This window comes from Pontibacter virosus, from assembly GCF_003096355.1.
Lineage (GTDB): Bacteria > Bacteroidota > Bacteroidia > Cytophagales > Hymenobacteraceae > Pontibacter > Pontibacter virosus.
Map to the genome: position 1 here is coordinate 238,923 of NZ_QEKI01000005.1, position 26,740 is coordinate 265,662.

The following is a 26,740-nucleotide window of genomic DNA, read 5'->3' on the forward strand; positions in this document are numbered from 1 at the left end:
TTCCGATATTTTGGTGCAGGTCTCTTTGCAACACGGCCCGCTCAGGTATAGTTTCTATACCTGCTTGCTGAGCAGATAACGCTAAGACTCGGAGTGGAAGTATACCTTGTAGAAATGCATGCCGCGCTCCTGGTCGAAGCCGCGCTCCACGTACTGCTCACTCTGTTCCGGGTTATAGCCGCTGAACTTGATCTCAATCTGGGTGTCGAGTTTGATAAAATTGCGGAACTTGCGCTTCATGTTCTTCACCGTGTTCTTGTTAATGGCAAAATCAGTGAAGCCCTCGATATCGCGCTCTTCGGCAAAGGCCTGCGTGTAGTTCTTGAAGCGCTCCGCCGTCTCTGGTTCGTCGATCACGCTGCTTGTGAACTCCTCCAGATCAAACGTCTCGCTCTTCGAGAAATAGTCCACGGAGCGGCTGATGAAGTCTACCTGCGCTTTTTTACTTTCGGTCTGGGCAAACACTTCCTCTGAGAAATCCTTGCAGAGGTTGAGTGCTGTTTTGGTGTTGAAATTCGTGTCCTTTAGTTCGGTTACGTGCAGGAAGTCCTCTTTCCAGAACACGGCGTCTGTGCTGTTGGCGTCCACGATCTTCACCCGGAAACCATCTTCGGCCTCGGTGTTGAAGATCAGGCAGCCCTTGTCCACGCTTTTGATGTTCACCCCGAAGTGGTAGTTCATGCTCAGGTCATCGTCGTCTTCCTGAAAGGTTAGGAAAGTGTCTTTGTTTTCCGACTTGAAAATGCCGATCGCGTCTACGATATCGTCCTCCATCAGGCAGCCCGACAAATGCACCACGTAGAGCTCACCGCTTTTCACTTTGGGGTGGTCCGACTGTTCGTAGAGGTGATTGAGCACATGCACCGAGTACTCCAGAAACTTCTGCGGCTCCGTGAACATCAGGGCCGAGTAGGCGAACATCTCGTTCAGGGCCAGATCAGAGGTATGGTGAAATCGGAAAAACTCCTCTTGCTTAAAGGGGGCTAGAAAATAGTTGGTCAGCAAATCGCTTAATTGTTCGTCCCGCAGGTCTACCAGTTCTTTCGATGCGATCACGCCTTCTTCCTTTGCCTTGTTGCCTACCCGGTGCACGGCCAGCCTGTTCAGCCGCACCCGTCTTTTGTCATTCATCTGCCTATACCTTTTAGCTGACCCTACTGTGGGCCATGGGGCTGCAAAGGTAAGGTGCAATCAGGCCTGTAGCAAAATAAGTAAGGTGATTTAGCTGGGCCTGTTTTGAGCTAATTAGTGCTCGTTTAAAATAATTTTAAAAGTTATTTATCTGATAATTAATTATTTATACCTGGTCGTGAACTTTTTTCAATATACACCATCACAAATTGGCACGGTTCTTTCATTCCATTCAGCAAGCAGCGCAGCTTAGAGTTTTAGTTTTCAAAATTTAAGGATAGGTGAGATGAAAAAGGTATTTCTACTACTGGCCGTCGTTCTGGGAATGGCGGCAACTCAGGCAAACGCGCAGCAAAAACAACCCGTGCGCATTGGTATTAAAGCGGGTGTGAACATGGCCGAATGGCAGGGACAAACCATCAACAGTGCGCAGGATCTAATGGATATGACCAATGGCTCCCTGAACCGCCAGATGCGCGAGGGTTTCCATGTGGGTGGTGTGGTATCTATACCTATCGTGCCGGGATTCGAAATTGAGCCGGGCCTCCTGTACTCTCAGAAAGGTATGCGCCTGGTTGGCAAAATCCCGATGGAGCAGTTCGATTTCCTGAACGCCGGTGTAACGGTTACCAACAAAGCAGAATACATTGATATGCCGATTCTGGCGAAGATATTTATTGGAGATGGCTTCCACATTTTTGCAGGCCCCCAATTCTCATACCTGATCTCAAACAAGGTGCAGGTACAGGCCGGCGCCTTGGGTTATAATGCCCTGAACAGGGAATGGGATGTGAATAACGGCTTCCGTGAATTGGATGTGGCGGCAACCGGAGGTATAGGCTACCGCTTTGCCAGTGGCTTTAACCTAAGTGCCGGCTACGACTATGGCCTGACCACTGTGGACGCCAACCGCAACTTCGACACCTTTAACCGGGTGATCAAAGCCTCTGTAGGATTTACTTTCTAAGAAAAGAGTTTAACTGTTTGTAATAGTGTTTTGGTGAAACACACAGGCCGCTACTTCTGGTAGCGGCCTGTTTCATTTTAGAGCATTACCCCGTTGTGGGCACACAGTCTATACCCTTGTCCGTGAATGTTAATGATTTCCACAGCAGGGTCGTGGCGAAGGTATTTGCGCAGTTTGGCAATGTAAACGTCCATACTGCGGCCTGTAAAGTAGCTGTCTTCGTGCCAGATGCGAATCAACGCCTCTTCGCGCGGCATCACATCGTTCAGGTGCTGGCAGAGTAGGCGCAGCAACTCGGTCTCCTTCGGCGAAAGCTTCTGAATGTCGCCATTGTGGTGCAGCAAGCGCAGTTTGTACTGAAAACGATACTGCCCGATGCTATACTCCGTCACCTCCTGTTTCTCCGTAATTGCATTACCACCCTTGCGGTGCATGATCGCCTTTATTTTATAAAGCAGTACTTCTGAGTCAAACGGCTTGGTGATGTAATCGTCGGCACCGATCTTAAAACCCTCGAGCATATCCTCCCGCATGGCTTTGGCCGTCAGGAAAATAAGCGGCATATCAGGCTGCAACTTCTTAATTTCGCGGGCCAGCGTAAAGCCGTCTTTCTCGGGCATCATCACATCCAGAATGCACAGGTCGAAATGTCCCTTGCGGAAAGCCGTAATCGCCTTGCAGCCGTCTGAGCACAGGGTTACTTCATAGTCGTGCAGTTCCAGGTAGTCTTTCAGCACGATGCCGAAATTAGGATCGTCCTCGGCAAGCAGTATGTTCAGTCCTTTGTCGCTCATATGGGGAGGATGTAGGTATAGCTTTTGTATAAAGATGCTGTGCCGGGTGCTTAGGTTGCATGGCAAAGCGCGCTTAGGCGCTGGCCGGTAAAAATATTTCGAAACGACTGCCCCTGCCTGGTTCGCTTTGCAGTTTTATGGTGCCGTTATGGGCCCTCACTATGGCTTTTACGTAACTGAGTCCCAGCCCGAAGCCCTTCACGTTGTGCAGGTTTCCGGTGGGCACCCGGTAAAACTTGTCAAACACCCGCAGCTGTGCGTCGCGTGTCATGCCCATGCCTTTGTCTTCTACGGCCAGCAGAATGCCGCCGACTGTGTTGTAGGTCTGAATGCGGATGGCAGGGCGGTCTGGCGAGTATTTGTTGGCGTTGTCCAGCAGGTTGCAGATGACGTTGTAAAAGTGTACTTCGTCCAATTCAAGGTCAGGAGCAGTAGCGTTCAACTCGGTTGTAATAGCACCCTGACGATCCGCTACCTGCAGGTGTACGCTCTCGACAGCTTTGAGTACCAACGCATGCAGGTCGGTCCGCACCAGGTTCATCTGGTAATCCTCTTTTTCAAGACGGGCTATCTGCAGCACGTTCTCCACTTGCGCGTTCATGCGCTTGTTCTCCTGCCGGATGATGCCGGTGTAGTACTGTACCTTCTCCGGGCGGACGTATACCTTGGGGTTGGAAATGGCATCGGCGGCAAGCGAGATGGTAGCGATCGGCGTCTTGAACTCGTGCGTCATGTTGTTGATGAAGTCGTTCTTCATGTCGGAGAGCTTCTTTTGCCTGAAAATGATGTGAATGGTGGTGCCAAACGTGGCTACCATGATCAGGGTGAAGAGCGCCGAGAAGGCCAGCATCATCCATAGCGACCTGATGGCATAGGCTTGGCTGTCAGGAAAGTAAACGGCAAGGTAATCAGACTTATCAAAGATGTCGTTTGGAAACAGGCTGGCTTTGTAAGTGGCAAAGGTTCGTGTGCTGTTGGTTGGCAGGTGGGCTGCTGTAATGGTGTCTTGCTGATTTGTAAGCACCCAATAACCAAAGTCCAGGCAAATGCCTTTATCCTGCAGTTCGCTTTGCAGCAATGGTTTAATTTCCTCCAGGTTTAATCGCTGTTCTAAAGGCACATCCTTGGCCACGTACTCCACCACCATCTTTTCGACCACTTCATTCAGACGTTCTTTGCGGGCCTCCACTCGGGCTGGATCAGGTTGAGTGGGCACAACTGCAGGTTTGGCAGCTGCAAGCTGCGCTTTGGCAGCATGTTTGGGTTTAGGGGTAGCTCCGGCAACCATAGTAGAAGCCGACTCATCCTGGGTCTCCGATGCGCGGACATAGACACGGGTCGTCGGCCTGGAGTTTTCCGTACGCTTTTCCTGTGGCTTGTCTATACTCCGGAAAATTACACGACCGCCCAGGTGGCTTCTGAGTTCGTTAACGCTTTCCCGCTGTTTCCTGCCGTTTTTAAAGATAAATACGCTGTCGGTCTGCACGTTTATAGCGGAGATCGTGGCAGGATCGATCGTGTGGTTCAGGTAGCCGTGGCGGCGCAGACTGTCCAGGTGCAGGGCAATGTGTTGGAGCGTATCGACGGAAATGCGGAAGTTACGGCCATTCAGGTGCCGGGTCTGGATAAGGGCATTTTCTGCTAAATGGCGGAGCCGTTCACCTTCAAATTCGCTCAATCGAATAGCGTGGGCTTCGGCAAGCTCTGTCTGCACCTTCAATTGTTTGAGCATAGTAGCATGATCGGCCGGAAAGTTATACTCCCGCATGGTAGGGGAAAGCAACCGCTGCATCAGCGAGTCGGAAGGGAAGATGTGCCCAGTTGGTATGCCCTGGTTGCTTGTTGTATGTGTTTTCTCTATGGTTACGCTGGAGCTGACCTCAGCAGCCGACTTAGCGGGTTTCTTTTTTGCGACTATACCTGTGATGGTTGGCGCGGCTGGCACGGGGAACTCAGGTTCTGGCTCAGGGGCGGGTTGCACACGGGCCAGTCGCGCCTGTGCAGCGGGCTGCGTTGCCTGCGGCGTCAATTCCTCCAGCTCATCGACCTCAGCAGGCGCTGCCTGCAGGGTAGCCATACCACTAGCCACCGCTGAGACGGCCTCCTGCGTTTCCAGCTTTTCGACCACGCGGGCCAGGGCTTCATGCACGCTGCGGTCAAACTGCTCCTGCTTCACCTGTATGGCGTCCAATATCCAATACAGCTGAAGACCGACCATACCGAGTAACGATATGCTCATCAGCACGATAACACCTATGATAGTCAGCTTGCTCACATAACAAATTTACGTATTTCGGCTGGCTTGTTCATTACTTTAACTTTTCCTTAACAGACTTTAACCTGGCTTTAACGCTTAGGGCCTAAGTGGTAGCGTACATTTGTAGAAACGATCCACTAACCTCTATACCTTATCACTATGAACCTCTTTCTCAACACACAGATCTTGCTCAGACTGGCACTTGCCCTACTGATGGGCCTTTTGCCTTTATACCATGCGCTAGCGCAGGAGGCAGGGGAGCAGAAGCGTAATATGCACATCAAGATGGTACGTACCGTGGATGGCAAAACGGTGGTGATTGACACCACCTTTACAGCCGAAACGGAAGAGGCCATCGCTAAAGCCCTGAAAGCCGCACGGCTGGATACCGGACACATGCGCCTGCTGGACGGAAAAGTAAGAGCCTATAGCTTAGGCAGAGAGGGAGACGGCGTGCTCCGGGCAAGAGTTCACAGCATGAAGGCTGACAGCGCCATGGCGCGGGCACTGAAAGAGGTGCGTGTGCTCAGTTTGTCAGCCGATAGCCTGAGCAAAGAGATGATGAAGCGCTTCAAAATAGTACAAGGTGACTCGCTGCTGATGGGTGAGGGACCACGGGTGTCCGTGCGCACATTCAAAGACTCCTCCATCGTCCATTTCGGCGATGCTGGCAAAGCCATCACCATTAACCCGAAGGAGATAGAGCGCATTATTGTGAAAGCAATGCCTAGCCAGGAACGCATCGACTCGCTGATGCGACTGCATGAGCAAATGAACTTTAAAGTGATTGTAAAAGACGGTCAGAAGAAGGTATACCGCATACACGAAGACGGCAGGGAAGAAGAAGTGCCGCACACCGATTTTAGTTTCGACGGAGGGAAAAGGGGGCGTGCAGTATTTATTATGCGCAAGGCCAAAGTGGAGGATGTGACAAAAGCCGATAAAGAACAGTTGAAAGCCACTGGCGCTCCTGTGGAAATGAAATCCCGCGAAGAACTGAAAGTGGAGGAGATCAATTTCTCACCCAATCCGAACAACGGACGCTTCAACCTAAAGTTCTCCCTCAAAAATAAGGGTACCACCGTAGTGCGGGTAATGGATGACAAAGGCCAGGAGGTGTTTGTGGACACTGTAGAAAAGCTAGCCGGAACGTACGAGCGCGAGATAGACCTGACGCCTTTTGGCAGGGGCCTATACTTCCTGCAAGTAGCCCAGGGAGACCGTTATCATACCAAAAAAGTGCTGGTGCAATAGGCTAAGTAATATGCCGTAAATCAGATTGGTTCAGTAGAGAAGCCCGGTGCCTGCAGTGCCGGGCTTTTTGTTTGATAACTCTTGCAGCCTACACGAAGTAAAAAGAGCAGTACCTATACCTGAGCCAGATGAAAAATTACCTATACTCCATTCTGTTTTTCCTGCTTGTACAAGTCCCTGTCGTGGCCCAATCACAGCAAACGTACAATGCCACGCTGAGCGACTACGCTTACCGTTACCCGGTCAACTACCTGGAGGTGGAGCAGGAGGGGCAGAAGTACAAGATGGCTTACATGGATGTCTCGCCGCCCACCAGTTTCAAAAATCCACAAACGGTGGTGCTCCTGCATGGGAAAAACTTCTTGGGGGCCTACTGGCAGCAGACGATGCATTTCCTGGCAGGGCAGGGCTTTCGGGTCATCGTCCCTGATCAGCTAGGCTTCGGAAAGTCGGACAAGGCAGAGGTGCATTACAGCTTCCACCAACTGGCACAGCACACGCGGTACCTGCTGGATTATCTTAAAATCAGCGAAGCTGTGATGGTGGGTCACTCCATGGGCGGCATGCTGGCCACCCGCTTTGCGCTCATGTATCCGGAAGTCACCGCTAAACTGGTGCTCGAAAATCCGATCGGGCTGGAGGACTACCGCCGCATGGTGCCTTACAAGAGTTTGGAGGAGCTGTACCAGGAAGAGCTGAAACGAACGGAGGCAGGCATTCGGGATTATCATAAGACGTACTATACCTCATGGAAACCAGCCTATGATGAGTGGGTGCGTATACCTGCCGCGCAGCTACGCAGTCCGGACTATCCGACAGTTGCACGAGTAGCGGCACATACATACGCCATGATCTATGAGCAGCCGGTGGTCTATGAATTCAGTGACTTGAAGATGCCCGTGCTATTGGCCATTGGGCTGGAAGACCGCACAGTAGTGGGCAAGGCCTACCTTAAAAGTGAAGAGGAGCGGAAGAAGTATGGCCAGTATCCGCAGCTCGGGCAGCAGACGGCAGGTGCTATACCTAACGCACGATTGCTGGAGCTAACCGGTGTGGGGCACATCCCGCACATCGAAGCGCCGGACCAGTTTCACAAAGCGTTGTTGGAGTTTTTGAAACAGTAAGTTATACCTGTGAAGGCAGGACTTAGTGATGGTGGTGATGATCGTGATCGTCGGGCTTGCTGTTGAAATTGGCGATGGTGCCTGCCCCAAAGAAAACGAACCAGCACAGGTATAGCGCATTAAAGTTCTCCACGGTCTTACCGATAAACAGTAAGATCAGGTTCGCCAGAATAGTCATCACCAAACCCGTCATTGCCACAAACTGGTAAGAGTTCATCTCCCGAGGGTCGTATATTTTCGATAGTTTCATATGCTTCTTTGCTGCCGGTTCTTTCTGTAACGCAATCGGGGTGCCATACGTGCCATTGCCTAAATTAATTTCGCTCAAAGATAATTGAAAGATATGGGAGATGTATAAAAGTGTTTGGTTGATAAATTATGTTAAGTATGATGGTCTATACCTAACTGATCTTTTAAGGGAGCGTATACACAGGTAACCAAATGAATTGAACTATGGCAAATAGAGATGAAGATATACAGAACACGCCTAACAGGCCAAAGAATGTGAATGATGAGCATCGCAAAGGCCAGACCATGGGCAACAAACCCGACCCGTCTGCCAAACGCAATGTAGGGCAAGGGGGAGCACTGGAGCGCGATGACCAGAAAGACAGCCTCAAAAACCTGCACATTCAGGGAAACGAAACAACTGGCTATGGCGCCAACAACCCTAAAAGCACAGAAGAGTTTGCACAGGGACCCGGTTTTGAATACGAGGGCAGCGATACCGCCATGGACGACGATGTAAACGGCATTCGCAGCCGTCAGCAGCCTTTTGGAGGAGACGACACTGAGCCGAATGACAGTGACCAAAGCAGAGTGTAAGGTATAGCCTATACCTGACTTGAAGCAAAAAGCCCTGCCACTTTTTAAAGTGGCAGGGCTTTTTTTAGGTATGGCTAGCTTTTAAGCTCCGCGCTTCACAGAGGGCCTGCTTTGACTGCTTCCCTTTTTGTCGCGCCAGTTTCTGCTGTTACCGCCTGTTGAGCGGCCAGAAGTGCCAGCACTTGCCGCAGCACGATTATCGCCTTCGTTTCTAGCTGGGCGGCTGTTGCCCTCGCGGTTTCCGGATGGCCTGTTGCCACCTGCAGCAGCGCGGTTGCCATTGTTGCGGGGCTCTCTGCCGGCAGGGCCTTTCGGCTTCTTGGCATTCTCCAGGTTAACTGACAGGTGCTCAGGCAAAGCAAACGGGTGGTTTGCATCTACCTTGATCTGCTTGTTGATCAGCTTCTGGATATCGCGCAGGTAATAGCGTTCTTCTTCATCGCAAAACGACAGGGCTATACCTGCGTTGCCGGCACGACCTGTACGACCGATGCGGTGCACGTATGTTTCAGGCTCGTTCGGCAATTCATAGTTGATCACGTGCGATAGTTCCTCTACATCAATGCCACGAGCGGCAATGTCTGTGGCAACCAGCACACGTGTAGCGCCTGCCTTAAAATTACTCAACGCACGCTGACGCGCATTCTGTGACTTATTACCATGGATGGCTTCCGCCTGGATGTTTGCTTTGTTGAGGTCCTTCACTACCCGATCGGCACCGTGCTTGGTTCTGGTGAACACCAGCACGCGTTCTATTTCCTGATCGGAGAGCAGGTGACGCAACAGGTCGCGTTTGTCGTTCTTCTCTACAAAGTATACCGCCTGGCCCACTTTCTCAGCTGTAGACGACACTGGAGTCACCTCCACCTTCACTGGGTTGACCAGAATGGTATCGGCCAGCGCCTGAATAACAGGAGGCATGGTGGCAGAGAAAAAGAGCGACTGGCGCTGCTTCGGTAGCATCGGTATGATGCGCTTGATGTCATGGATAAAGCCCATGTCCAGCATGCGGTCCGCCTCATCCAGCACGAAGAACTCCACATGCTTCAACGAGATAAAGCCCTGACCGATCAGGTCGAGCAGGCGGCCTGGGGTAGCGATCAGCACATCAATGCCACGCTTCAGTTCCTGTACTTGCGCATGCTGCGACACGCCGCCAAAAATAACGGTATGGCGCACATCGGTGTTTTTGCCGTAGGAGGCAAAACTTTCATTTATCTGTATAGCCAGCTCCCGGGTAGGAGTCAGGATAAGCGTCTTGATCGTTTTAGGTGCTCTGTTTTTCTGGTTGTGCAGCATTTGCAGCACAGGTATGGCAAAAGCAGCCGTCTTGCCTGTGCCCGTCTGAGCGCAGCCAAGCACGTCGGTGCCCGCCAAAAGGTGAGGTATAGCACGTTCCTGTATAGGCGTAGGCTGCGTATAGCCCTCTGCCTGAAGCGCCTTCAGGATCGGTTCTATTAAATTTAATTCGCTAAATGTCATGTATCTTTGATTATTGCAAGCTACAAAGGTAAGTCTATTATTTGGGCTTGCTCTTTTTTTATTTATAACCCCTGTACTGCTTCGCAGCAGGTATAGGAAGGCTGATTATGGGTACAACAGGAAGGGCATCGTAATAATTCAAAGCTCGCTGCATAGGGCGAGTTGTGCTGTAACAGGCGACGGGAGCATTTGGGTAAAAAGTTTTGTTAGATTTGTACAGGTATAGACAGGTATGCGCTCAGGATAAAATTCTATTCTGTGCATCGCCGTCCTTTACAGACCTCAACAGAAGCTAAAATGAAACAAGCACATACATTGCACATCCGCAACATGGTATGCCCACGCTGCCTGAAGGTGGTGAACCAGGAATTGGACAAACTTAACTTGCAGCCACTGGCCTTACAACTGGGTGAAGTGAAGCTCGAGCATGAGCCTTCGGCAGAGCAACTGCAAAAGCTGCAGGAGTCCTTGCAGGAGAACGGGTTTGAACTGATAGAAGACAAGAAGGCTGAGCTTGTCGAAAAGATCAAGATCGCCATCATCGACCTGATCCGCTCGGGAGAGGTGGAGAACCTGAGCATCAACGTGTCGGACTACCTGGCGCAGGCGCTCGGGCGAGACTACCATTACCTGAGTACGCTCTTTTCGGCTGAGGAAGGGCTTACGATTGCCCGCTATGTGGTGCTGCAGAAAGTGGAGCGGGTCAAAGAGTTGCTGGCCTACAACGAGCTGAGCCTGAGCCAGATCAGCTTTCAACTGGGGTATAGCAGTGTAGCACACCTGTCAGCACAGTTCAAGCAGGTAACCGGAATGTCGCCTTCAGAGTATAAAAAAGCTGCAGCTCCATCGCGGAAGCCGCTCGATAACGTAAATTAAGTCAGGAGATGATGGAGAAAGGAAACTACGGGAAGTTTATGCTGATGCTGGGACTTTCCTTTCTGGTGATGTACGCGGTGATGTTTAGCAATGTAGCCGAAGTAAGTCACATTTCTTTGAACCTTAACCGGCTTTATATGACCATCCTGATGGTTGCTCCCATGGCGTTGATTATGCTGTGGGTGATGCGCTCCATGTACAGCGATAAAAAGCTAAACACTATCATTACTGTTATGAGCATCGTAGCAACCCTTGGTGCCTTTATCGCACTGCGCAATCAGGCCTATGTCGGCGACAAAGCATTCATCCATTCTATGATTCCACATCACTCATCGGCTATACTTGTAAGCGAAGAAGCCAGAATCAATGATCCGGAGTTGAAGAAACTAGCCGAAGAGATCATCCGGACGCAGAAGGAAGAGATAGCCCAGATGGAGCGGATACGCAAGCGGATTGACTAAACAGCCAAGCAGTCTGCGTAAAAAAGTCTTTAAAAACCAAGAGCGCATGCTGCGTCAGTATGGACGAGGCATGCGCTCTTGGTTTTGATGAAAGAAGATTACTCCACCCGCATCAGAAACTCTTCTTTTATGAACTCGAGGATCTCAGGGGAAAGCGGCTTCGAGAAAAACTCTTTTACTTCTTTGTGGCTGCGGGCACACTGAATGTCCTTGCGGTCCACGGCCGAGGAAAGCATAAACAGGCTACACTTCTGGGTAGCGTATTCCGGTAATTTACGGTACTCCTCAATAAAATTCCAGCCGTCCATTCCCGGCATATTGATATCCAGGAAGATCAGATCCGGGAATTTCTTCCCCGACGGCTCCACGGAAGACTTCAGAAATTCAAGTGCCTCCTCTGCTCCCTGAAAACTGTAAACGTCTTCAGCAAAGTTTTCAGTTCGAATGATGCTTTCGCAAACGAAATTATTCACTTCATCATCATCAATCAAAACTACTTTTTTCAATGTATTCATTACTACAGGGTGTGTCTAAAATAAATATTAAAGGTAGTGCCCACGTTCACCTGGCTCTCTACTTCCACTTTGCCGCCAAGCAGCTCAGCCTGGGTTTTGACAAGGTGTAACCCCAAACCCCGCCCTTCTCCGTGAGAATGGAACCGCTTGTACAGACCAAAGACTTTTTCTTTCTCCTTGCTTAGATCGATCCCAAGACCATTATCTGATACACTGAGACAAATATAGTTAGGAATAGTGAAAGTTTTAAGTCGCAGATGCAAATTTCTGTCAGGTGATCGGTATTTCAAAGCATTTGTGATGAGATTGTGCATTATACTGTGCACGTAGCTCCGGACACCATCTATGACGGGCGCCTCTTCGAAGTCGCAATCAAGCCGGATGTGCTCATCCAGCAATTCTGTCGGTAGGCTACCATGTATTTCTTTGAACACGTCTTCGAACTTAATCTTTTCCCGCACACTGTTGAGCTCACTCCGGATCGTGAGCAGGTCATTCAGGTCGCGTATCGTGGTGTCGAGGAGTTTAGCGGACTTGAACAGGTTCTCAATCACCCGGGGGTTCATGGGCGAGTCCGGCTTGTGTTTGTTGTAAATGGTGGTCAGGCCCAGTATGTTAGCAATAGGGGCCCTGAGGTTGTGCGACACGATGTAGGCAAATTGCTGCAGGTTCTGGTTCTGCTTGAGTAACTGGTCGGTCAGCTCGTCGCGTTTTTGCTGCGCCTCTTTGTAGGATGTCATATCCGAAGCAGAGCCATCGATGCGGTAAACGAGTCCATTTTCATCTTTTCTGGGCGAAACGCAGAACATCAGCCACCGGCACTGCCCATCCTTTGTTATGATGCGCATTTCGTAGTGCTGTCGCTCTCCTCTTTTCAAGGCTGGCAGGATCTGCTGGTCCAGGTATTCCCGATCTTCAGGGTGAATGATGCTATACCCTAGCACAGTCTGGCTCGTAAACTCATCTTCGGTATGGCCTGTCAGTTCGAGACACTGCGGACTCACATAGAGCATCTTGAGAGTCGGATCGGCGGAGAAGATCATTTCCGGGATGTTCTCCAAAGTAGATTGCAACAGGTTTTTCGCTTTCAGGGCTTCCTGTTCGGTTCGTTTGCGGTCGGTAATATCCTGGACCGAACCGTGGAATCGTACAAGCCTGCCTTGTGCATCGTATTCCGGCTCCCCGATTTCATAAACCGTGCGCTTCTGGCCATCAGGCCGCACAATGGTATGCTCTACCGATAGGATTTTGTTGTTTTCGGAAGCGTCTTTTATGGCCCCTAATATGAGTTCGTGTTCCTCCTGCGGTACAAAATGTATGAAGTTGAGTCTTGATGGGATAAAGGACATCCTGTCAACGCCGTAAATATCATACACGCTGTCAGACCACGTGATGACGTCGTTTTCCATGTCAAACTCCCAGTTACCCAGCAGCGCCAGTTTTTGTGCCCGGGCCAATTGCTCCTCATTGCGTTTGATGGTCTCCAGGGCCAGTTTGCGCTCCGAAATATTAAGCACGCTCAGGGCAACGGCCAGCACGCGGTTGTCAGAATCAAGTACAGGGCGGAATGATACCTCATGCCAGTAATTGCCGTGGCCGTATTCACACATTATCGTCTCGCCGTTCATGGCCCGTTTGTGCTGTTCCCGGAATTGCTGCACCTTTTCCTCGCTTACCAGATCCAGAAAGTTCATACCGGCTTTCAGTTCCGTTATCAGTGAGTTTTGCACGTCTCTCCTGGCCACAGCATTACACATCATCAGGCGCATGGACTTATCGAGCAGGTAGATGGCCTGGGGAGAGCTGTCGAGCAAGGCTTTCAGGTTTGCCTCGCTGGCCACTAGTCTGTCCTGCGCTATGATCTGGTCTGTTATATCGATCAGGGTGCCATTCCAGATCACATGGCCTGACCCTTTACAGGTCGGGAGCCCATGGGTCTGCACCCATTTCCATTTGCCGTCCTGGGGCTGCCTGATCCGGAAGCTTACCACCAGGGGGGACAGGTACTGGTAAGAGTCGCTGATGGCCTGCCGCACCTGTGCGACATCCTCCGGCTCGATGTGTCGGTATAGGGCTGTGGTGCTGCTATAAACTTCTTCGGGACTTATCTGAAACAGATTACGGATACCTTCGCTTAAAAAGGTGAAGGCATAATGGGATGGATTTTTCATCTCCAGCTGAAAAACGGCGCCAGGTATGCTGGAGCTTATTTCCCGCAGCTGTTTTTCGCTTGTCTGCAGCTTTTCGATCATTCCTAGGCGCTCGTCCACGTTCATGGCAACCACCAGCCGTGGCATAGTCTCGCCAATGCGGGGCAGGGCATGAGAAATCACTTCGACCTCAAACGTGGAGCCATCGCTTCGTTTGTGACGCACGCTGCTCTGCTGCGACTGCAACTTGTCCACCTGGTCCAGCCTGAGTTTTAGCAAGGGCACGTCATCCTCCGGCCTGATATCAAATATGTTAAGCGCTAAAAAAGCCTCTTTGCTATAACCGTACTCGCGTAGAGCGGTCTTGTTTACATCCAGAAACTGCATGGTGAGCCGATCATACACCCACATTGGCATCGGGTTCAGGTCAAACAGCATTTTGTACTGGACCTGACTGTCGAGCAGGGCTTTTTGCAGTTCCTGCCGTTTCTGCCCTTCCGCATTGAGCAACTGGTTGTCGTGCCGGAGCCGCTGGATGACACTCCGCAGCAGTAGCAGCGCCGTCAGGCTGATCAGTACGAGAATGCCCAGGATGAGCTTATGGTTGTCTATAAACGAAGAGATAGACTCAGATGCCCGCTGTCCACTTTGGCGGGTGGCCTGGCGTATACTCTCGCTCAGTTCTTTCAGATGGTTTTGGTGCTGCCGGTACTCGGGGGTGATCACCAGGCGGTTATAGGTCAGCGCCTCCGCTATGTTCCCGCTGCGGCTGAGTTGTAAGAGGTGCTTGACCAGGGTGTCATGGGCGGCTGCCTCATTTTCAAAGTTGCGAAGTATGCTTTTGCGCTGCTCATTCTCGATCATGGCCATTAACTGGGTGATAATGGCCTTACTGTGGGCTTGGGTAGCCTCAATATCCTGTTCGTATTCGGCCTTCTCGGCATCGCTGGCTGTGGTCAGGTGCAGGAGTACTGCCTTGTGTACAGCTTCGTCATTGGCCTGCAGGTCATCAATCAGTTCGAGCTCCTGCAGTGCCAGCATTACATACGCATCGTGGCTAAGTTGTACCTGGCGGGCTTGCAGGAAGGTATAGGATGTAAGAACAAGCAGTGTGATTAGTAAACCTGCGAACGCAAACAGCACAAGATAGGTCGTGCGCGATGCTGCATGCAGATGCGTGGGCTGGTTTGTTTTCAACATAGGTAAGGCACAGGTGCGAACTGAATTTTACAGCGCAAATGTTTGGGAAGCGAATTTTGCACTGATTTTTATCAGTGTTTATTCCCGAACATAAACAATTGTAGTATTAAAAACAAAATTACCGGGCCCAATAAGTTCCATGTATCTGATTTACAGGAGAGCCGGATTTAAATCAAAGGTATAACAATGGCTTCAGTCGCCCAAAATATGTAAACCTTTTCGAGGAAACTGTAACACCTGGGGCTGTGAACGGGCGTACCTTTGTATTGATTGGAAGATAAACCAATAGCATGGTATGGAAACATTAACAAAAACAGCCTATAAAAAAGATACTTTTCCGGTAGAGGGGATGACCTGCGCCTCGTGTGCTTCCAGCATCGAGAGCATGCTGCGCACAGTGGATGGCGTGCAGGAGGCCAATGTGAACTTCGCTGGCAAGACAGTGCAGGTAGCCTATGCCCCGAATCAGGTAAAGCCTGACCAGTTGCGCGATACACTGCACGAGATTGGCTTCGAATTGCTGATCGGTCAGCACACGGAGGAGGAACTGGAAGAGCGACAGGAAAAGGCATTGGCTGTGCTCAAGACCAAAACTATTGCCGCGGCCGTACTGGCATTCCCGGTATTTGTGCTGGGTATGTTCTTTCACAACGCCTTCAGTTGGGGTAACTGGGTCATGCTGGCCTTTACCACCCCGATTCTGTTCTGGGCCGGCCGTCACTTTTTCGTGAATGCCTGGGGGCAGGCCAGACACCTGCGCGCCAACATGGATACCCTGGTGGCCCTGAGTACAGGTATAGCCTTCGCTTTCAGTTTGTTCAATACCGTATACCCAGAGTTTTTCCTGAGCCGCGGACTGGAACCGCACGTGTACTACGAAGCCGTAGCCGTTATCATTGCCTTTATTTTGCTGGGAAAATACCTGGAGGAAGGCGCCAAGAGCCGAAGCTCGGCAGCCATTAAGAAACTGATGGGGCTTCAGCCGAAGACAGTGCGCGTACTGCGCGATGGGGTGGAAGCTGAAATTCGCATTGAAGAGGTGCGGATAGGAGATCATGTCCTGCTTTTGCCAGGCGATCGGGTACCGGTGGATGGCGAGGTGCTGTCAGGTGGTTCTTATGTAGATGAGAGTATGCTGAGCGGGGAGCCTTTGCCGGTGCAGAAACAGGTAGGCGACATGCTTTTTGCCGGTACGATCAACCAGAAAGGCAGTCTGCAGCTTGTTGCCCGCAAAACCGGAGGAGAAACGATGCTGGCCCATATCATCAAAATGGTGCAGGAGGCGCAGGGTAGCAAGGCACCGGTACAAAAACTGGTCGACAAGATCGCAGGTATCTTTGTGCCCGTCGTGCTGCTGATCGCGGTCCTGACCTTCGTAGCCTGGATAGTGTTTGGCGGTGAGGCGTACTTGTCGCAGGCGCTGGTGTCGATGATCTCGGTGCTGGTAATCGCCTGTCCTTGTGCACTGGGTCTGGCGACGCCTACTGCCATCATGGTGGGTGTGGGCAAAGGCGCTGAAAACGGCATCCTGATCAAAGACGCGCAGAGTCTGGAGGATGCCTACAAAGCGAACGTTATCCTGTTGGATAAGACGGGCACCATCACACTGGGCAAGCCCTCTGTTACTGATGTGGTGTGGGCCAAGGGCGTAGAAGGACAGGAGCGATTGGAGCAGCTTTTCTATTCGATCGAGGCAAAGTCAGAGCACCCGATTGCGCAGGCTATCTATACCTATTACAAAGAGCAAGGTATAGCAAGCCTGGAGCCGGACTACTTTAACAGTGTCACTGGTATGGGAGTAGAGGCGGCTTTTAGCGGAGAGAAATTCTTTGCCGGCAACAAAAAGCTGTTGCGCCAGGAAGGTATAAGCATTGAGAACCAGTTGGAGAATGCCGCCCGTCAGTTGCAGGAAAACGCGAAGACGGCCGTATACTTTGCCAACGGACAAAAGGCGCTGGGCGTATTTGCGGTGAGTGACCCGATAAAACCCGCTGCCGCCGAAGGTATAGCCCGCATGAAAGAGGCTGGTCTGGAGGTTTACATGCTCACCGGCGACAATGCCCAGACAGCGGCGGCCGTATCCCGACAGGTAGGTATAACCCATTACGAAGCAGAGCTGCTACCCGGCGACAAGGCCGATTTTGTGAAGAAACTGCAGGAGCAGGGCAAGGTCGTAGCGATGGTGGGAGATGGTATAAACGATGCGCAAGCCTTAGCTACTGCTGACGTGAGCATCGCGATGGGGCACGGTACTGATGTGGCCATGGATGTGGCCGGTATCACGTTGATGCGCTCTGATCTGGTGCAGGTGGCCGCGGCCATCAACCTTTCTCGGGCAACGGTGCGTACGATTCGCCAGAACCTGTTCTGGGCCTTTATCTACAACGTGATCTGTATACCTGTGGCAGCCGGCCTGCTGTTCCCGTTCACCGGTTTCCTGCTTAACCCAATGGTGGCAGGGGCTGCCATGGCCCTCAGCTCTGTTTCGGTGGTGAGTAACAGTCTGCGTCTGCGCGGGAAGAAATTGTAAAGAATTATTTTTAATCAGTTTGTAAATTATGTTAAATATGAAGACCTATAAGTTTAAAACGACCATTAATTGTGGAAGCTGTGTAAGAGCTGTAACGCCTCATCTGAATAAACTGGAAGGAGTACAGGACTGGAAAGTGGATACAGATAATCCGGACAAAATTCTGGAAGTGAGCACTGACAGCCTGGATGCGCAAGCGATTAAGAGCACAGTAGAAAAAGCCGGTTTTAAGGCAGAGCAGGTATAGCGTACCGCTTGAATTGAAGCTTGATGAGAAGGAAATGGGCAGACTTAAATATTAGTTTGCCCATTTTTTTATTTTGGTAGTTACGTGGCCCGGCACGTGTGGCGGATGCAAACTGGCATTTCGTCTACTGGTGAGGGCTAAGAGCAGCATGACAAGGGATGCAAAAACCAGTGCCCAGAACCGGAGTGTCCCATTCACGATCGTTACACCTTGCGACAAGGCAGTTTCGCCTGGCCAAAAATAATAGGCTGCCACCGCATATGCAGCAAAAGCCACCCACAGTATAACACGATTAATGCGCTCCAAGGCTGTCGTAAAGCTAAATACAGCAGCGGCCAGGAATATAGCGATCCAGATAGCGGCATCAGGCCCCTGGTATTGTAAAGCTGCCAACACCACGAAACACAAGCCGGACACAAATGCAGTCAGCTGTTTGAAAGACATCTCAGTAATTTCTATTGTCTAATAAGATACTGCAATAAATTATAAAAGTTTTACAAAGTTTGAAAGTGTTTTAACAATAATAGCGGCTTTTGGCCGCTATTATTTTCAGTTCAGTGATGTAAGGTATAGATCGCTTACCAGGCCCACTGGGGGCAAATAACTTTAGCAGTATTACGAAGTTTTAAACCTAATACTACCTCGTGGCTTCCCGAGTTGGTGCTGCCCAAGGGCGAAACGCTGGCGTCATAAGAATAGCTCAGGTCCATCAGGTAGCTGATGTTAACACCAGCCATCACAGCTACTGACTCTTTGTGACGGTAAGAGGCTGCCGCCCAGATGCGATTACTGTACATGGCCTTGAGCGTGGCATCCACCGACACCGGGCTTGGCTGTGCCATTTTCACCATCACCGAAGGTATAAGCGCCAGGTCAGGCGACACATCCAGGCGATAACCGCCTGTCAGGAAATAATGCTTCTGGAGTCGTCCGCTGTTATCGGTGGCAGTGGCGCTAGTCAGGTGCTCGCGCTTGCTGGGCACAAGCTGCGCACCAGCTATACCTACATAATAATTATATGAGTAGAGCCACAAGCCCATGTTCAAGTCAAACTTCATCTCATTAATCCGCCCGTCGTTGATAGCCCTGTCATTCGGGTTGATCACACGCACGGCCGTAGGGTCCAGGCTGTATTGGATCAGGCCAGGAGCGACACCGGCAGCCACGCGCAAGGTACGGGAGAGAGGCTGGTGATAAGCATAACTCACGTTAAAGCTGCTGCGCTTGAGCGGGCCGGTAGCCGTCGTCATAGCCATGGCGCCCAAACCATGGTGCGGCCGGATGCGACGGTAAGAGGTCGGCTTTTTGGTAGTGGCCTCTTTGGCAGGCGAACTGTTACGTTGAGCCGCTGTCACGGGAGTTGGCTCTTTCATAATCGGCGCATGAATCGTGGCATAGTACGACACGGGGGCGCCCTCTAAACCTGACCACTGCTGCCGGGTTCCGATCTTCACGTCAGCATAGTCCTCTATCCCTGCGATGGCTGGGTTCAGCAGGTAGTTGTTGAGCGTGTACTGGCTGTACTGCGGCTTCTGCTGCGCCATGGCCTGAGTAGCCAGCAGAAGCACAAATCCTAAAGCTAAAAGTTTGTTCATAGACGGTTATTTAACAATTGTCACACTTCCTGAAAGCGGTTTTTCCTGGTTGTCAAGCTGAATGAGGTAATAATAAGTGGCGATCGGCAATTCTTTGCCGTTCTGGCGTCCGTCCCACGGCAACTTATAGCCCTCTGAACTGAATACCGTGTTGCCCCACTGGTTGAACACCTGCACTTTGCAGTTCGGGTACTGCTCAATGTTGAGGATCTCCCACACATCGTTCACACCGTCTTGGTTAGGAGTAAAGGTGTTTGGCACATACACCAATTGCTGCACCGTAACGGTCACCTCGTCCGTAGATACACAGCCCGCTTCGTTGGTCACAGTCACGGTATAGGTCGTGGTTTTCTCCGGCTTGGCGTATGGGTTGGCAATGTTCGGGTTGCTCAGACCCTCAGCCGGTGACCAGCTATAGGTTGTACCGCCACTTGCCTGCAACTGCACCGTTCTGCCCAGCATCAGGGTTTGGTCCATACCGGCGTTGGCACTTGGGGCAGGCACTGTTACCGTAACGGCACGGCGCTCACTGGCACATGACGAAGCCACTTCCTGTACATAGTATGTGGTGGTGCTTGTCAGTACCGGTGTCGTGAAGTTATTGCCGACTTGTATCGGATTGCCCCCGGTTGCACGGTCGTACCACTCGAGCCTGCCACCCTTGCCTGTAGCGGTCAGCGTGGTTTTGGTGCTGTGACAGATGGTCTGACTACTTGCGGATGGCATTTCTGGCAGTGGTGTCACGGTTACTTTTATCGCCTCGCTCACCAGTCGCTCGCACGATTCAGAAGTGACAATTCTCCTGAACCAAGTGGTCTGTGTAAGGACTGCCGACTGGATATCTTTACCACTGTTGCTCCCAACTGCCGTGGTATAGCCATTGTCCGGACCGCTGGTGCTGCTTTCCCAGGTATAGTTATAGTTGCCACTGCCACCGGTTGGCAAGGTGCCTACCAAAAGTGATGGCGCGGTGCCATAGCAAATAGTCTGGCTTGTGCTGATGCGGTTGTTGGCCATTGGCGGACGCACGTTGATGAACACCGCCGCACTAGTATCTGGCTTAGGGCCGGAGAGCACCACACGACGGAACCAGGTAGACTGCGTGAGCGCTGCCGGGCTGTAATCCTTGCCCGTACTCTGTCCGGTAGCCGTCATAAAGCCGGTTTTGGCGCCCTTCGTACTGGCCAGCCACAGGTATAGGAACTGTCCGTCGCCACCCACAGGCACAGAGCCGTTGAGCGCAGCTGGTTTATTGCCCGCGCAGATCACCTGATCGCTGTAGATGTTGTTGTTTGTGACGCCCTTGTGCACTTCGATCAGCACCGGATCGGATACCGTCTCGCAGCCACCCGAGAGCACACGGCGACGGAACCAGGTCGATTCGTGCAGTGCCTCCGGGGTATAGTGGCGGCCGTTGTTTATACCTGCGGCTGACTGGTAGCCGCCCTGCTGGCTGAAGCTGCTTTCCCACAGGTAGGTATAGGTGCCTGCTCCAGCACCGCCGCTTGGGTTGGTGCCCGAAAGCGGAGCCGGTGTCTGGCCCCGGAAAATGCTCTGGTTCAGACCTATGGTGTTGTTGCTGATGACAGGCGAAACCGTAATAGTCACCACATTCGACACATGCTGGCACGGGCCCGACTCCACCACACGGCGGAAAGAGGTTGTGGTCGTTAGGATGCCTACCGTCAGGTCGGCTGAGGCACTGCTGTTCACTTTGCGGAACATGCCATCGTTGCCTGCGGCTTCCCAGTAGAAGGTATAGCTGCCAGTACCACCACTTGGCTGTGAGCCCGTTAACTTAGCCGGAGCAGTGCCTGTACAGATCACCTGGTCCGTAGAGATCGTGTTGTTCGCGATCACGGCATTCACCAGAATGCGAACTTCAGCTGATGTGTTGAAACACTCACCGGCCACCACTTTGCGACGGAACCAGGTTGTTTCAGCCAGTTGCCCCGGCTGGTAGTTCATACCGGTGTTGTTGCCTGCAGCTGGAGCAAATTCAGTGCCCTCAGTTCGGCTTTCCCATAGGTATACCGGCTGCTCGTTGCCACCAGTTGGACGGGTACCTTTCAGTTCGCCTGGTGTGTCGCCCGCACACACCGCATGCGATTGTGTCGTGATGGTGTTGTTCGCAATCACCGGCTGCACCACGATCTGCAGTGCTGGACTCACCGATTGCTGGCAAGGACCCGAGAACACCACTCTTCTGTACCACATGCGCTCGGTCAGTGGGGCAGGGGCCTGGTAGTCGGGCTGGTTGTTGGTGCCTGCTGCGGCGGTAAAGTGCTGACCATCGCGGCTGCTTTCCCATAGGTAGGTATAGGTGCCATTACCACCGGTTGGAGCAGCGCCTTTTAGCAGCTGCAGCACATCGCCTGCGCAGATGGTACTCTTTTCTACAGTAATCGTGTTGTTGCTAATCGCCGGCAGTACATCTACTTTTACAGCAGGACTAATGTGCGCCTCGCATGGACCAGACAATACCACTCTTCTGAACCAGGTCGTTTTATCCAGCGTCTCTGGCTGGTAAGTAGCGTCTGTGGCACCAGCTATTGGGCCGAAGCCCGTATTAGCACCGGTTACGCTGCTTTCCCACTGGTAGGTATAGCTGCCGTTTCCACCTGTAGGCGTCGTGCCTGTTAGCACACTCGGGCGCTGACCAGCACAGATAGAGGCACTTGGAGCCGTCAGGCTGTTGCTGTCGATGCGTTTGTTGACTGTTACCGTTACAGGAAGGCGCTCACTGCTGCCGCAGCCGTTCACATTCACCGCCTCTACAAAGAAAGTAGTGGTTTGCTGCAGTACCTCCGTTTCAAAGCTGTAGCCCTCGAATAGGTATTCCTGCGCTGTTGCGTTGGCGTACCAGCGGAAGGTGTTAGTGGTATGGCTGTTCACGGTCAGAGTAGCCGAGCTGCCTTCGCAGATCGTAAGAGGAGCCACTTCCGGCGCTGCCGGTAAACCCACAACCGTCACCTCCACCACATCCGAATTGCTGATACACTCGCCAGAAATCACTTCGCGGATATACCAGGTTGTCTGGGTAAGGGTAGCCGGGCTGGCGTAGTGCAGGCCGGTGTTGTTGCCTGGAGCTGGGCTAAACGTAGCATGCGGTCCGGCTGTGTTGTATAGCCAGCGATAGGTATAGCTACCGTTTCCGCCGGTAGGCTGTGCGCCTGTTAGAGTGGCTGCAGCAGTGCCTTCGCAGATTACCGGCTGCCCGGCGATCTGGATGGTATTTGCTGCGATGGCTGGCTGCACCAGTATTTGGATCTCGTTACTGAAATTCTCACCGCAAGGGCCACCTGCCACCACACGTCGGTAGAACATGGTCTTGTCTTTGATCTGCGGCGTATAGTTCAGACCGGTGTTGGTGCCGAGCGCTGGCTCAAACGACCCTTCTTCGGTGCGCATCTCCCAGCGGTAGGTCTTCTGCCCCGTGCCACCCTGCGGCATACTGCCAATGATAACAGAAGGTGCGCTGCCACTACATATAGTATTTTGCTGCACAGACACAAAGTTCATCGTGATCGGCTTCACCACCGTCACCTTCACGGCTTCGCTGATGTGCTCCTGGCAGGCTCCGGAAGTGACCTTGCGGCGGAACCAGGTTGTTTCGTTCAACACACCCGGATTGTAATGCCGCTCCAGGTTATTGCCTTTAGCCGTTTTAAAGCTGCCGTTAGTGCCTGTTGTGCTGTATTCCCAGGTATAGGTATAGCTGCCAGTGCCGCCTGTCGGTTCGCTGCCAACTAAAGCTGGAGCTTCCGCACCTTCGCAGATTGGAGCACTGGTTGTGATCGTGTTTTGATCGATTACAGGAGTTACCGTAACAGCGATAGGAGCAGAGGTATGGGAGCAACCTGCCGACAATACTGTTCTTCTGAACCAGGTGGTGCGGTTGAGTGTGCCCGGCTGGAAAGAGGCGGCAGTAGCGCCATTGATCACTTCAAAACCTTCGCCAGCGTTTGTTACACTGGCTTCCCAGCGGTAGGTATAGCTGCCGTTGCCGCCAACCGGGGAAGTGCCAGTGAGCAGGGCAGGTGACTGGCCTGCACAGACCACCGCTACTTCATTTAGGGTGTTGCGGTCAAGTGCTGGTAAAATAGTGGCAGTTGCCGCAACAACAGGGCTGGAGCAGCCATTGGTAACACCCCGCACATAAAACGTGCTGGTGCCTTCCGGCAGGTTATGAGCGGTAAAGCTTCTGCCTGTCTCTAGTAGCTGCGTGGCAGCTGCATCAGTAAACCATTCATAAGCGCCGGCATTGCCCTCGGCTACAAAGGTGGCGCTGCTGCCTGCCCCGCAGAGGGTAACAGGAGCTACCACTGGAGCCGGTGTGGCCGGGTATACCTCTACTTTGAGTGGGGTGCGTACACTCGAGCAACCGCCCTCTACTGTCGTTTGGGCATAAAATGTTGTTGTCTTATCTAAAGCGGCTGTCTGGAAGTTGCTGCCTTCGTGCAGCAATTGCCCACCGCTGGGCTGGTCGTACCACTGCACGCTGCCTTCGGCCTGCAGCACTTGTAGCACTACGTTGCTGCCCGGGCAAAGTGTCGCCACCGGCTGCACGGTTGGAGCAACTGGCAGGTCGTTTACTGTTATTGTAATGGCCTCGGAAACTTCACACACATCGGCGCGATAGGTATAAGTTAAGGTATAGGCGCCAACAGCAGCCGGGTTGAACCGGCCATCAGCGGTTACAAATTCAGAACCACTCCAACTGCCGCCCTCGTGCGAAGCCTGCAGCTGCATGATGCCGCTGTTCAAACAGACAGCTTCCTTCGGAGCGCTTAACTCAAGCGCAGGTATAGCATCGATGGTAATTTGCTGGGTGGCTTCCTCTGAGTCACCGCATTCGTTGGTAGCTGTTACTTTCACGTTGTAAGTACCGGGCTCAGCAAAACGAACGATAGGATAGGCAGCGCCTGCATGGGTTCCTTCTTCAAAAGTCACACTGGCAGGACCACTCACTTCCCAACGGTAGGCGCTGATCGTGCCGGACTGGGCATCATACGTTGGTTTGTGCGCGCCATTGATTTCTGAAAAGGCAATGGTCTGCGGACCACAGTAGGTCTGCGCCGCTGGCAGCGTAGTAATCGGTTTGTGAATGACGATGATCTCAGTTTCCTGCTTGCTCACCGCAGAACAGAAGCTGCTGGCCAACAGGGATACAGTATATGAGCCTGACTTATCGAAGCTGAACACCGGATTTTCTGAGTTGGCATCCGTGCCCTCAGCAAAGCTCCAGCCTTCTTTGGCAGAAACAGTCCAGGTATATTTCAGGTCCGCGCCGGTCGATTTATTTTGGGCTCTGAAAATGGAAGGGGCGCAAACACCACCGTCGGGTGTCAGGTCGAAAGCTGCTTTGGGCACATCGTTCACCACAATCATCTGCTCCATCACCGTTGGCAAACAAGTAGAGTTCGGGTCGAGTGGATAGGCGGTCAGGCGTACCATGTACTCGCCCAGTTCGTTGAAGACTACATTCGGGGAGAGGGTCGTGCCGTTGCCGGAAGTGAATTGCCAGCCTGTTGCCGGGAAGATCTCCCACTGCACACGGTAGCGGTCAGTTCTGGCGGAGGCATCATAGCCGTTTTTGGTTTTGTCCTGAAAGCGGACAGGCTCGTTCAAACACACGTTGCCAATGGCAAAATCAGCGATAGGACCTTTGGAGATGCGAATACCGGTAAAGGTGGCGATCGACACGTTACACTGGTTGGTGGCGGTGCCTTTCAGGGTAAATCCGTTTGGCTTGTCTTTGGATGACTCCAGAAACTCGTGACGTAAAATACGGTCGGCGGGCAGTTCGTTATGCTTGAAAACATAGGCTGGCGTGCCATCGTCGAACTGGAAGGTATAGACGGTGTGCGGGGAGTTGCCTTCCACACCTGTGATCCGGAAGCCGTAGGATACAGGGGCACAGTCGATGTTGTTGCCATCGCTGGTGATGCCGAGGCCCGGGTTGCTTCCTATGAACAGTTTCTCCGTAAAAGTGCCCTCACAGCCGTTGGCGTCGGTGGCGGTTACTGTAATGGAGTACAGACCGGGAGCAGTGTAGGTATGGCTCGTTCGCTCAAACTCGGCGCCAAGGGTGCTGCTCTTGCCATCGCCCCAATTTATGGTATAGCCCGTGTTAGTGGCAGCTGTCTTGGAGGCGTTCTCTACCTCTAACTTAAATGAGTTGGCGCTGCCGGTGTAGCTGCAATAGGTAAAGTCGTACAGCGGATCTTTAATGGTGGCATCAGGCCTATCGCTGATGAAGACAGGAGCAGAAGTAGCCGTACAGCCGCTCTCCGAGGTGGTGGTAACTGTGTAGGTGGCTGCTGAATTGACGGTAATACGCTGGGTGGTAGCGCCGTTCGACCACTTGTAACTGGCTGCCTCTGTGGCAGTAAGGATCGTTTCGTCTTCAGTACACAGCGAGGAGGGACCCGAAATAGTTATAATAGGAGTGCAACTTTCTGCTGCGGTTTTTGTACCAAAACATAGCACATAAAGCAAGGTGAGCACTACAAATGTGAGGCTCTTTTGTACCGGTTGCATAGGGTATTTTGTATAAGTTTGCTATAGATGAATGCTTTTTTATGAAAATGGCGATGGCCGGAAAATTCAATTCAGTTTCAGAGGATAATTTGAAAGGAAAAGTAGCTCTATCTACTCTCCCTTTTGTCATTCAGTTAGTTAGCAAGGTGTCAGGAAAATGATTTCTGAGGCCTTGAAACTTTTATCATCTTTGGCTGAACATTTTCATGGTCTGTCCGTATTGTGCAAAATGTTTTTTGGACTTACTTGGTTCAAATAATTGTAAATTTTTTATGAATCAGAATTCAAGGATTATCAAAGTATAGCGAGCATTATTCCCGGATACTATCCTAGATTAGCTCCAGAGCCAGCTATTTTACCCCTATGGGTCACTTTATGAGATGAGAGGAAGCAGAAGAAGAGAAGTATTTGAATTATTTCAATATGATATTAAACCCTGTTTGGGTATATATGACAAGTATATTCTTGTGTCCTTTCAAATAAATTAATCCTTTTTAGTTTGCCTGATTTATTATCGACAATCCTTTCAAAGGTTTAGGGCGGATCAATAATTTTTTTATAAAAAATAATCTGGCCCCAAACTGAAACCTTACCAGAAATAGCAAGCCAAAAAGTATAAATTATATGAATATTTATATAATAAAGGTATATGTTATAATTTTAACTAATATCTATTTAAAAATATAAATATGTTAATATCTGGGCGTTTAATTTTATTAATGAATTATCGATAAATTAATAAACCTTAATATAAATGCAGTCGTATTTCAGTCTAAATTCTGATTGTTA

At 51.4% G+C, this 26,740-nt stretch carries 18 protein-coding genes; 8 read left to right on the top strand and 10 right to left on the bottom strand.

Translation table 11 applies throughout. From position 1 onward, the window contains the following. Nucleotides 1-81: 81 nt before the first annotated feature. Nucleotides 82-1,131 (bottom strand): nucleoid-associated protein, encoded by a 1,050-nt coding sequence (locus C8E01_RS10070; protein ID WP_116543225.1) that lies wholly within the window; start codon nucleotides 1,129-1,131, stop codon nucleotides 82-84. 286 nt (nucleotides 1,132-1,417) lie between these two features. Here C8E01_RS10070 and C8E01_RS10075 point away from each other — a divergent pair, with 286 nt between their 5' ends. Next, nucleotides 1,418-2,098, top strand: coding sequence for a porin family protein (locus C8E01_RS10075; RefSeq protein ID WP_116543226.1), 681 nt, complete (start codon nucleotides 1,418-1,420; stop codon nucleotides 2,096-2,098). 77 nt (nucleotides 2,099-2,175) lie between these two features. On the opposite strand, the gene C8E01_RS10080 is transcribed toward C8E01_RS10075, so the two are convergent. Both C8E01_RS10080 and C8E01_RS10085 read right to left on the bottom strand, forming a co-directional pair. Then, nucleotides 2,176-2,892 carry a response regulator transcription factor gene (locus C8E01_RS10080; RefSeq protein WP_116543227.1) on the bottom strand — a complete coding sequence of 239 codons (717 nt, stop codon included), beginning with the start codon at nucleotides 2,890-2,892 and terminating at the stop codon, nucleotides 2,176-2,178. Nucleotides 2,893-2,965: 73 nt separating this feature from the next. Continuing rightward, nucleotides 2,966-5,167 carry a sensor histidine kinase gene (locus C8E01_RS10085; RefSeq protein WP_116543228.1) on the bottom strand — a complete coding sequence of 734 codons (2,202 nt, stop codon included), beginning with the start codon at nucleotides 5,165-5,167 and terminating at the stop codon, nucleotides 2,966-2,968. A 141-nt stretch (nucleotides 5,168-5,308) separates the two neighbouring features. Between C8E01_RS10085 and C8E01_RS10090 the strand changes: the two genes are divergently transcribed. Both C8E01_RS10090 and C8E01_RS10095 read left to right on the top strand, forming a co-directional pair. After that, a complete protein-coding gene (locus C8E01_RS10090; protein ID WP_116543229.1) occupies nucleotides 5,309-6,403 on the top strand; it encodes a T9SS type A sorting domain-containing protein in 1,095 nt (364 codons plus the stop codon). Between the two features lie 128 nt (nucleotides 6,404-6,531). Continuing rightward, nucleotides 6,532-7,527: an alpha/beta fold hydrolase gene (locus C8E01_RS10095; protein ID WP_116543230.1), complete on the top strand. Its 996-nt coding sequence runs from the start codon at nucleotides 6,532-6,534 to the stop codon at nucleotides 7,525-7,527. 22 nt (nucleotides 7,528-7,549) lie between these two features. Here the strand turns inward: C8E01_RS10095 and C8E01_RS10100 are convergent, their stop codons facing one another. Then, complete coding sequence (locus C8E01_RS10100) at nucleotides 7,550-7,777, bottom strand: hypothetical protein (RefSeq protein ID WP_116543337.1); 228 nt, start codon at nucleotides 7,775-7,777, stop codon at nucleotides 7,550-7,552. A gap of 203 nt (nucleotides 7,778-7,980) precedes the next feature. Here C8E01_RS10100 and C8E01_RS10105 point away from each other — a divergent pair, with 203 nt between their 5' ends. Further along, on the top strand, nucleotides 7,981-8,352 hold the full coding sequence (locus tag C8E01_RS10105) for a hypothetical protein (RefSeq protein ID WP_116543231.1): 372 nt from the start codon (nucleotides 7,981-7,983) through the stop codon (nucleotides 8,350-8,352). A gap of 81 nt (nucleotides 8,353-8,433) precedes the next feature. On the opposite strand, the gene C8E01_RS10110 is transcribed toward C8E01_RS10105, so the two are convergent. Continuing rightward, the gene (locus C8E01_RS10110; protein WP_116543232.1) at nucleotides 8,434-9,834 is read right to left on the bottom strand and encodes a DEAD/DEAH box helicase; all 1,401 of its coding nucleotides are present in this window, start codon (nucleotides 9,832-9,834) and stop codon (nucleotides 8,434-8,436) included. Between the two features lie 297 nt (nucleotides 9,835-10,131). Between C8E01_RS10110 and C8E01_RS10115 the strand changes: the two genes are divergently transcribed. Continuing rightward, nucleotides 10,132-10,710 carry a helix-turn-helix domain-containing protein gene (locus C8E01_RS10115; RefSeq protein WP_116543233.1) on the top strand — a complete coding sequence of 193 codons (579 nt, stop codon included), beginning with the start codon at nucleotides 10,132-10,134 and terminating at the stop codon, nucleotides 10,708-10,710. 8 nt (nucleotides 10,711-10,718) lie between these two features. Continuing rightward, nucleotides 10,719-11,171, top strand: coding sequence for a DUF305 domain-containing protein (locus C8E01_RS10120; protein WP_243409520.1), 453 nt, complete (start codon nucleotides 10,719-10,721; stop codon nucleotides 11,169-11,171). A gap of 98 nt (nucleotides 11,172-11,269) precedes the next feature. On the opposite strand, the gene C8E01_RS10125 is transcribed toward C8E01_RS10120, so the two are convergent. Both C8E01_RS10125 and C8E01_RS10130 read right to left on the bottom strand, forming a co-directional pair. Then, complete coding sequence (locus tag C8E01_RS10125) at nucleotides 11,270-11,686, bottom strand: response regulator (RefSeq protein ID WP_116543234.1); 417 nt, start codon at nucleotides 11,684-11,686, stop codon at nucleotides 11,270-11,272. 2 nt (nucleotides 11,687-11,688) lie between these two features. Beyond that, nucleotides 11,689-15,036 (bottom strand): PAS domain S-box protein, encoded by a 3,348-nt coding sequence (locus C8E01_RS10130; RefSeq protein ID WP_116543235.1) that lies wholly within the window; start codon nucleotides 15,034-15,036, stop codon nucleotides 11,689-11,691. A 295-nt stretch (nucleotides 15,037-15,331) separates the two neighbouring features. Here C8E01_RS10130 and C8E01_RS10135 point away from each other — a divergent pair, with 295 nt between their 5' ends. Both C8E01_RS10135 and C8E01_RS10140 read left to right on the top strand, forming a co-directional pair. After that, complete coding sequence (locus C8E01_RS10135) at nucleotides 15,332-17,566, top strand: heavy metal translocating P-type ATPase (RefSeq protein WP_116543236.1); 2,235 nt, start codon at nucleotides 15,332-15,334, stop codon at nucleotides 17,564-17,566. 37 nt (nucleotides 17,567-17,603) lie between these two features. Beyond that, nucleotides 17,604-17,813 (top strand): heavy-metal-associated domain-containing protein, encoded by a 210-nt coding sequence (locus tag C8E01_RS10140; protein ID WP_116543237.1) that lies wholly within the window; start codon nucleotides 17,604-17,606, stop codon nucleotides 17,811-17,813. A gap of 51 nt (nucleotides 17,814-17,864) precedes the next feature. Here C8E01_RS10140 and C8E01_RS10145 read toward each other — a convergent pair whose 3' ends face one another. From C8E01_RS10145 to C8E01_RS10155, 3 genes are all read right to left on the bottom strand, one after another. Further along, entirely contained in the window at nucleotides 17,865-18,257 is a 393-nt protein-coding gene (locus C8E01_RS10145) for a hypothetical protein (RefSeq protein ID WP_116543238.1), read from the bottom strand. 134 nt (nucleotides 18,258-18,391) lie between these two features. Beyond that, nucleotides 18,392-19,408 carry a PorP/SprF family type IX secretion system membrane protein gene (locus tag C8E01_RS10150; RefSeq protein ID WP_116543239.1) on the bottom strand — a complete coding sequence of 339 codons (1,017 nt, stop codon included), beginning with the start codon at nucleotides 19,406-19,408 and terminating at the stop codon, nucleotides 18,392-18,394. A 6-nt stretch (nucleotides 19,409-19,414) separates the two neighbouring features. Beyond that, nucleotides 19,415-25,951, bottom strand: a complete 6,537-nt coding sequence (locus C8E01_RS10155; RefSeq protein WP_116543240.1) for an Ig-like domain-containing protein — start codon at nucleotides 25,949-25,951, stop codon at nucleotides 19,415-19,417. Nucleotides 25,952-26,740: the final 789 nt, after the last annotated feature.

Coding starts and splice junctions, on each gene's coding strand:
- C8E01_RS10070 (WP_116543225.1), bottom strand. CDS start 1,131: ATGAATGACAAAAGACGGGTGCGGCTGAACAGGCTGGCCGTGCACCGG.
- C8E01_RS10075 (WP_116543226.1), top strand. CDS start 1,418: ATGAAAAAGGTATTTCTACTACTGGCCGTCGTTCTGGGAATGGCGGCA.
- C8E01_RS10080 (WP_116543227.1), bottom strand. CDS start 2,892: ATGAGCGACAAAGGACTGAACATACTGCTTGCCGAGGACGATCCTAAT.
- C8E01_RS10090 (WP_116543229.1), top strand. CDS start 5,309: ATGAACCTCTTTCTCAACACACAGATCTTGCTCAGACTGGCACTTGCC.
- C8E01_RS10095 (WP_116543230.1), top strand. CDS start 6,532: ATGAAAAATTACCTATACTCCATTCTGTTTTTCCTGCTTGTACAAGTC.
- C8E01_RS10100 (WP_116543337.1), bottom strand. CDS start 7,777: ATGAAACTATCGAAAATATACGACCCTCGGGAGATGAACTCTTACCAG.
- C8E01_RS10105 (WP_116543231.1), top strand. CDS start 7,981: ATGGCAAATAGAGATGAAGATATACAGAACACGCCTAACAGGCCAAAG.
- C8E01_RS10110 (WP_116543232.1), bottom strand. CDS start 9,834: ATGACATTTAGCGAATTAAATTTAATAGAACCGATCCTGAAGGCGCTT.
- C8E01_RS10115 (WP_116543233.1), top strand. CDS start 10,132: ATGAAACAAGCACATACATTGCACATCCGCAACATGGTATGCCCACGC.
- C8E01_RS10120 (WP_243409520.1), top strand. CDS start 10,719: ATGATGGAGAAAGGAAACTACGGGAAGTTTATGCTGATGCTGGGACTT.
- C8E01_RS10125 (WP_116543234.1), bottom strand. CDS start 11,686: ATGAATACATTGAAAAAAGTAGTTTTGATTGATGATGATGAAGTGAAT.
- C8E01_RS10130 (WP_116543235.1), bottom strand. CDS start 15,036: ATGTTGAAAACAAACCAGCCCACGCATCTGCATGCAGCATCGCGCACG.
- C8E01_RS10135 (WP_116543236.1), top strand. CDS start 15,332: ATGGAAACATTAACAAAAACAGCCTATAAAAAAGATACTTTTCCGGTA.
- C8E01_RS10140 (WP_116543237.1), top strand. CDS start 17,604: ATGAAGACCTATAAGTTTAAAACGACCATTAATTGTGGAAGCTGTGTA.
- C8E01_RS10145 (WP_116543238.1), bottom strand. CDS start 18,257: ATGTCTTTCAAACAGCTGACTGCATTTGTGTCCGGCTTGTGTTTCGTG.
- C8E01_RS10150 (WP_116543239.1), bottom strand. CDS start 19,408: ATGAACAAACTTTTAGCTTTAGGATTTGTGCTTCTGCTGGCTACTCAG.
- C8E01_RS10155 (WP_116543240.1), bottom strand. CDS start 25,951: ATGCAACCGGTACAAAAGAGCCTCACATTTGTAGTGCTCACCTTGCTT.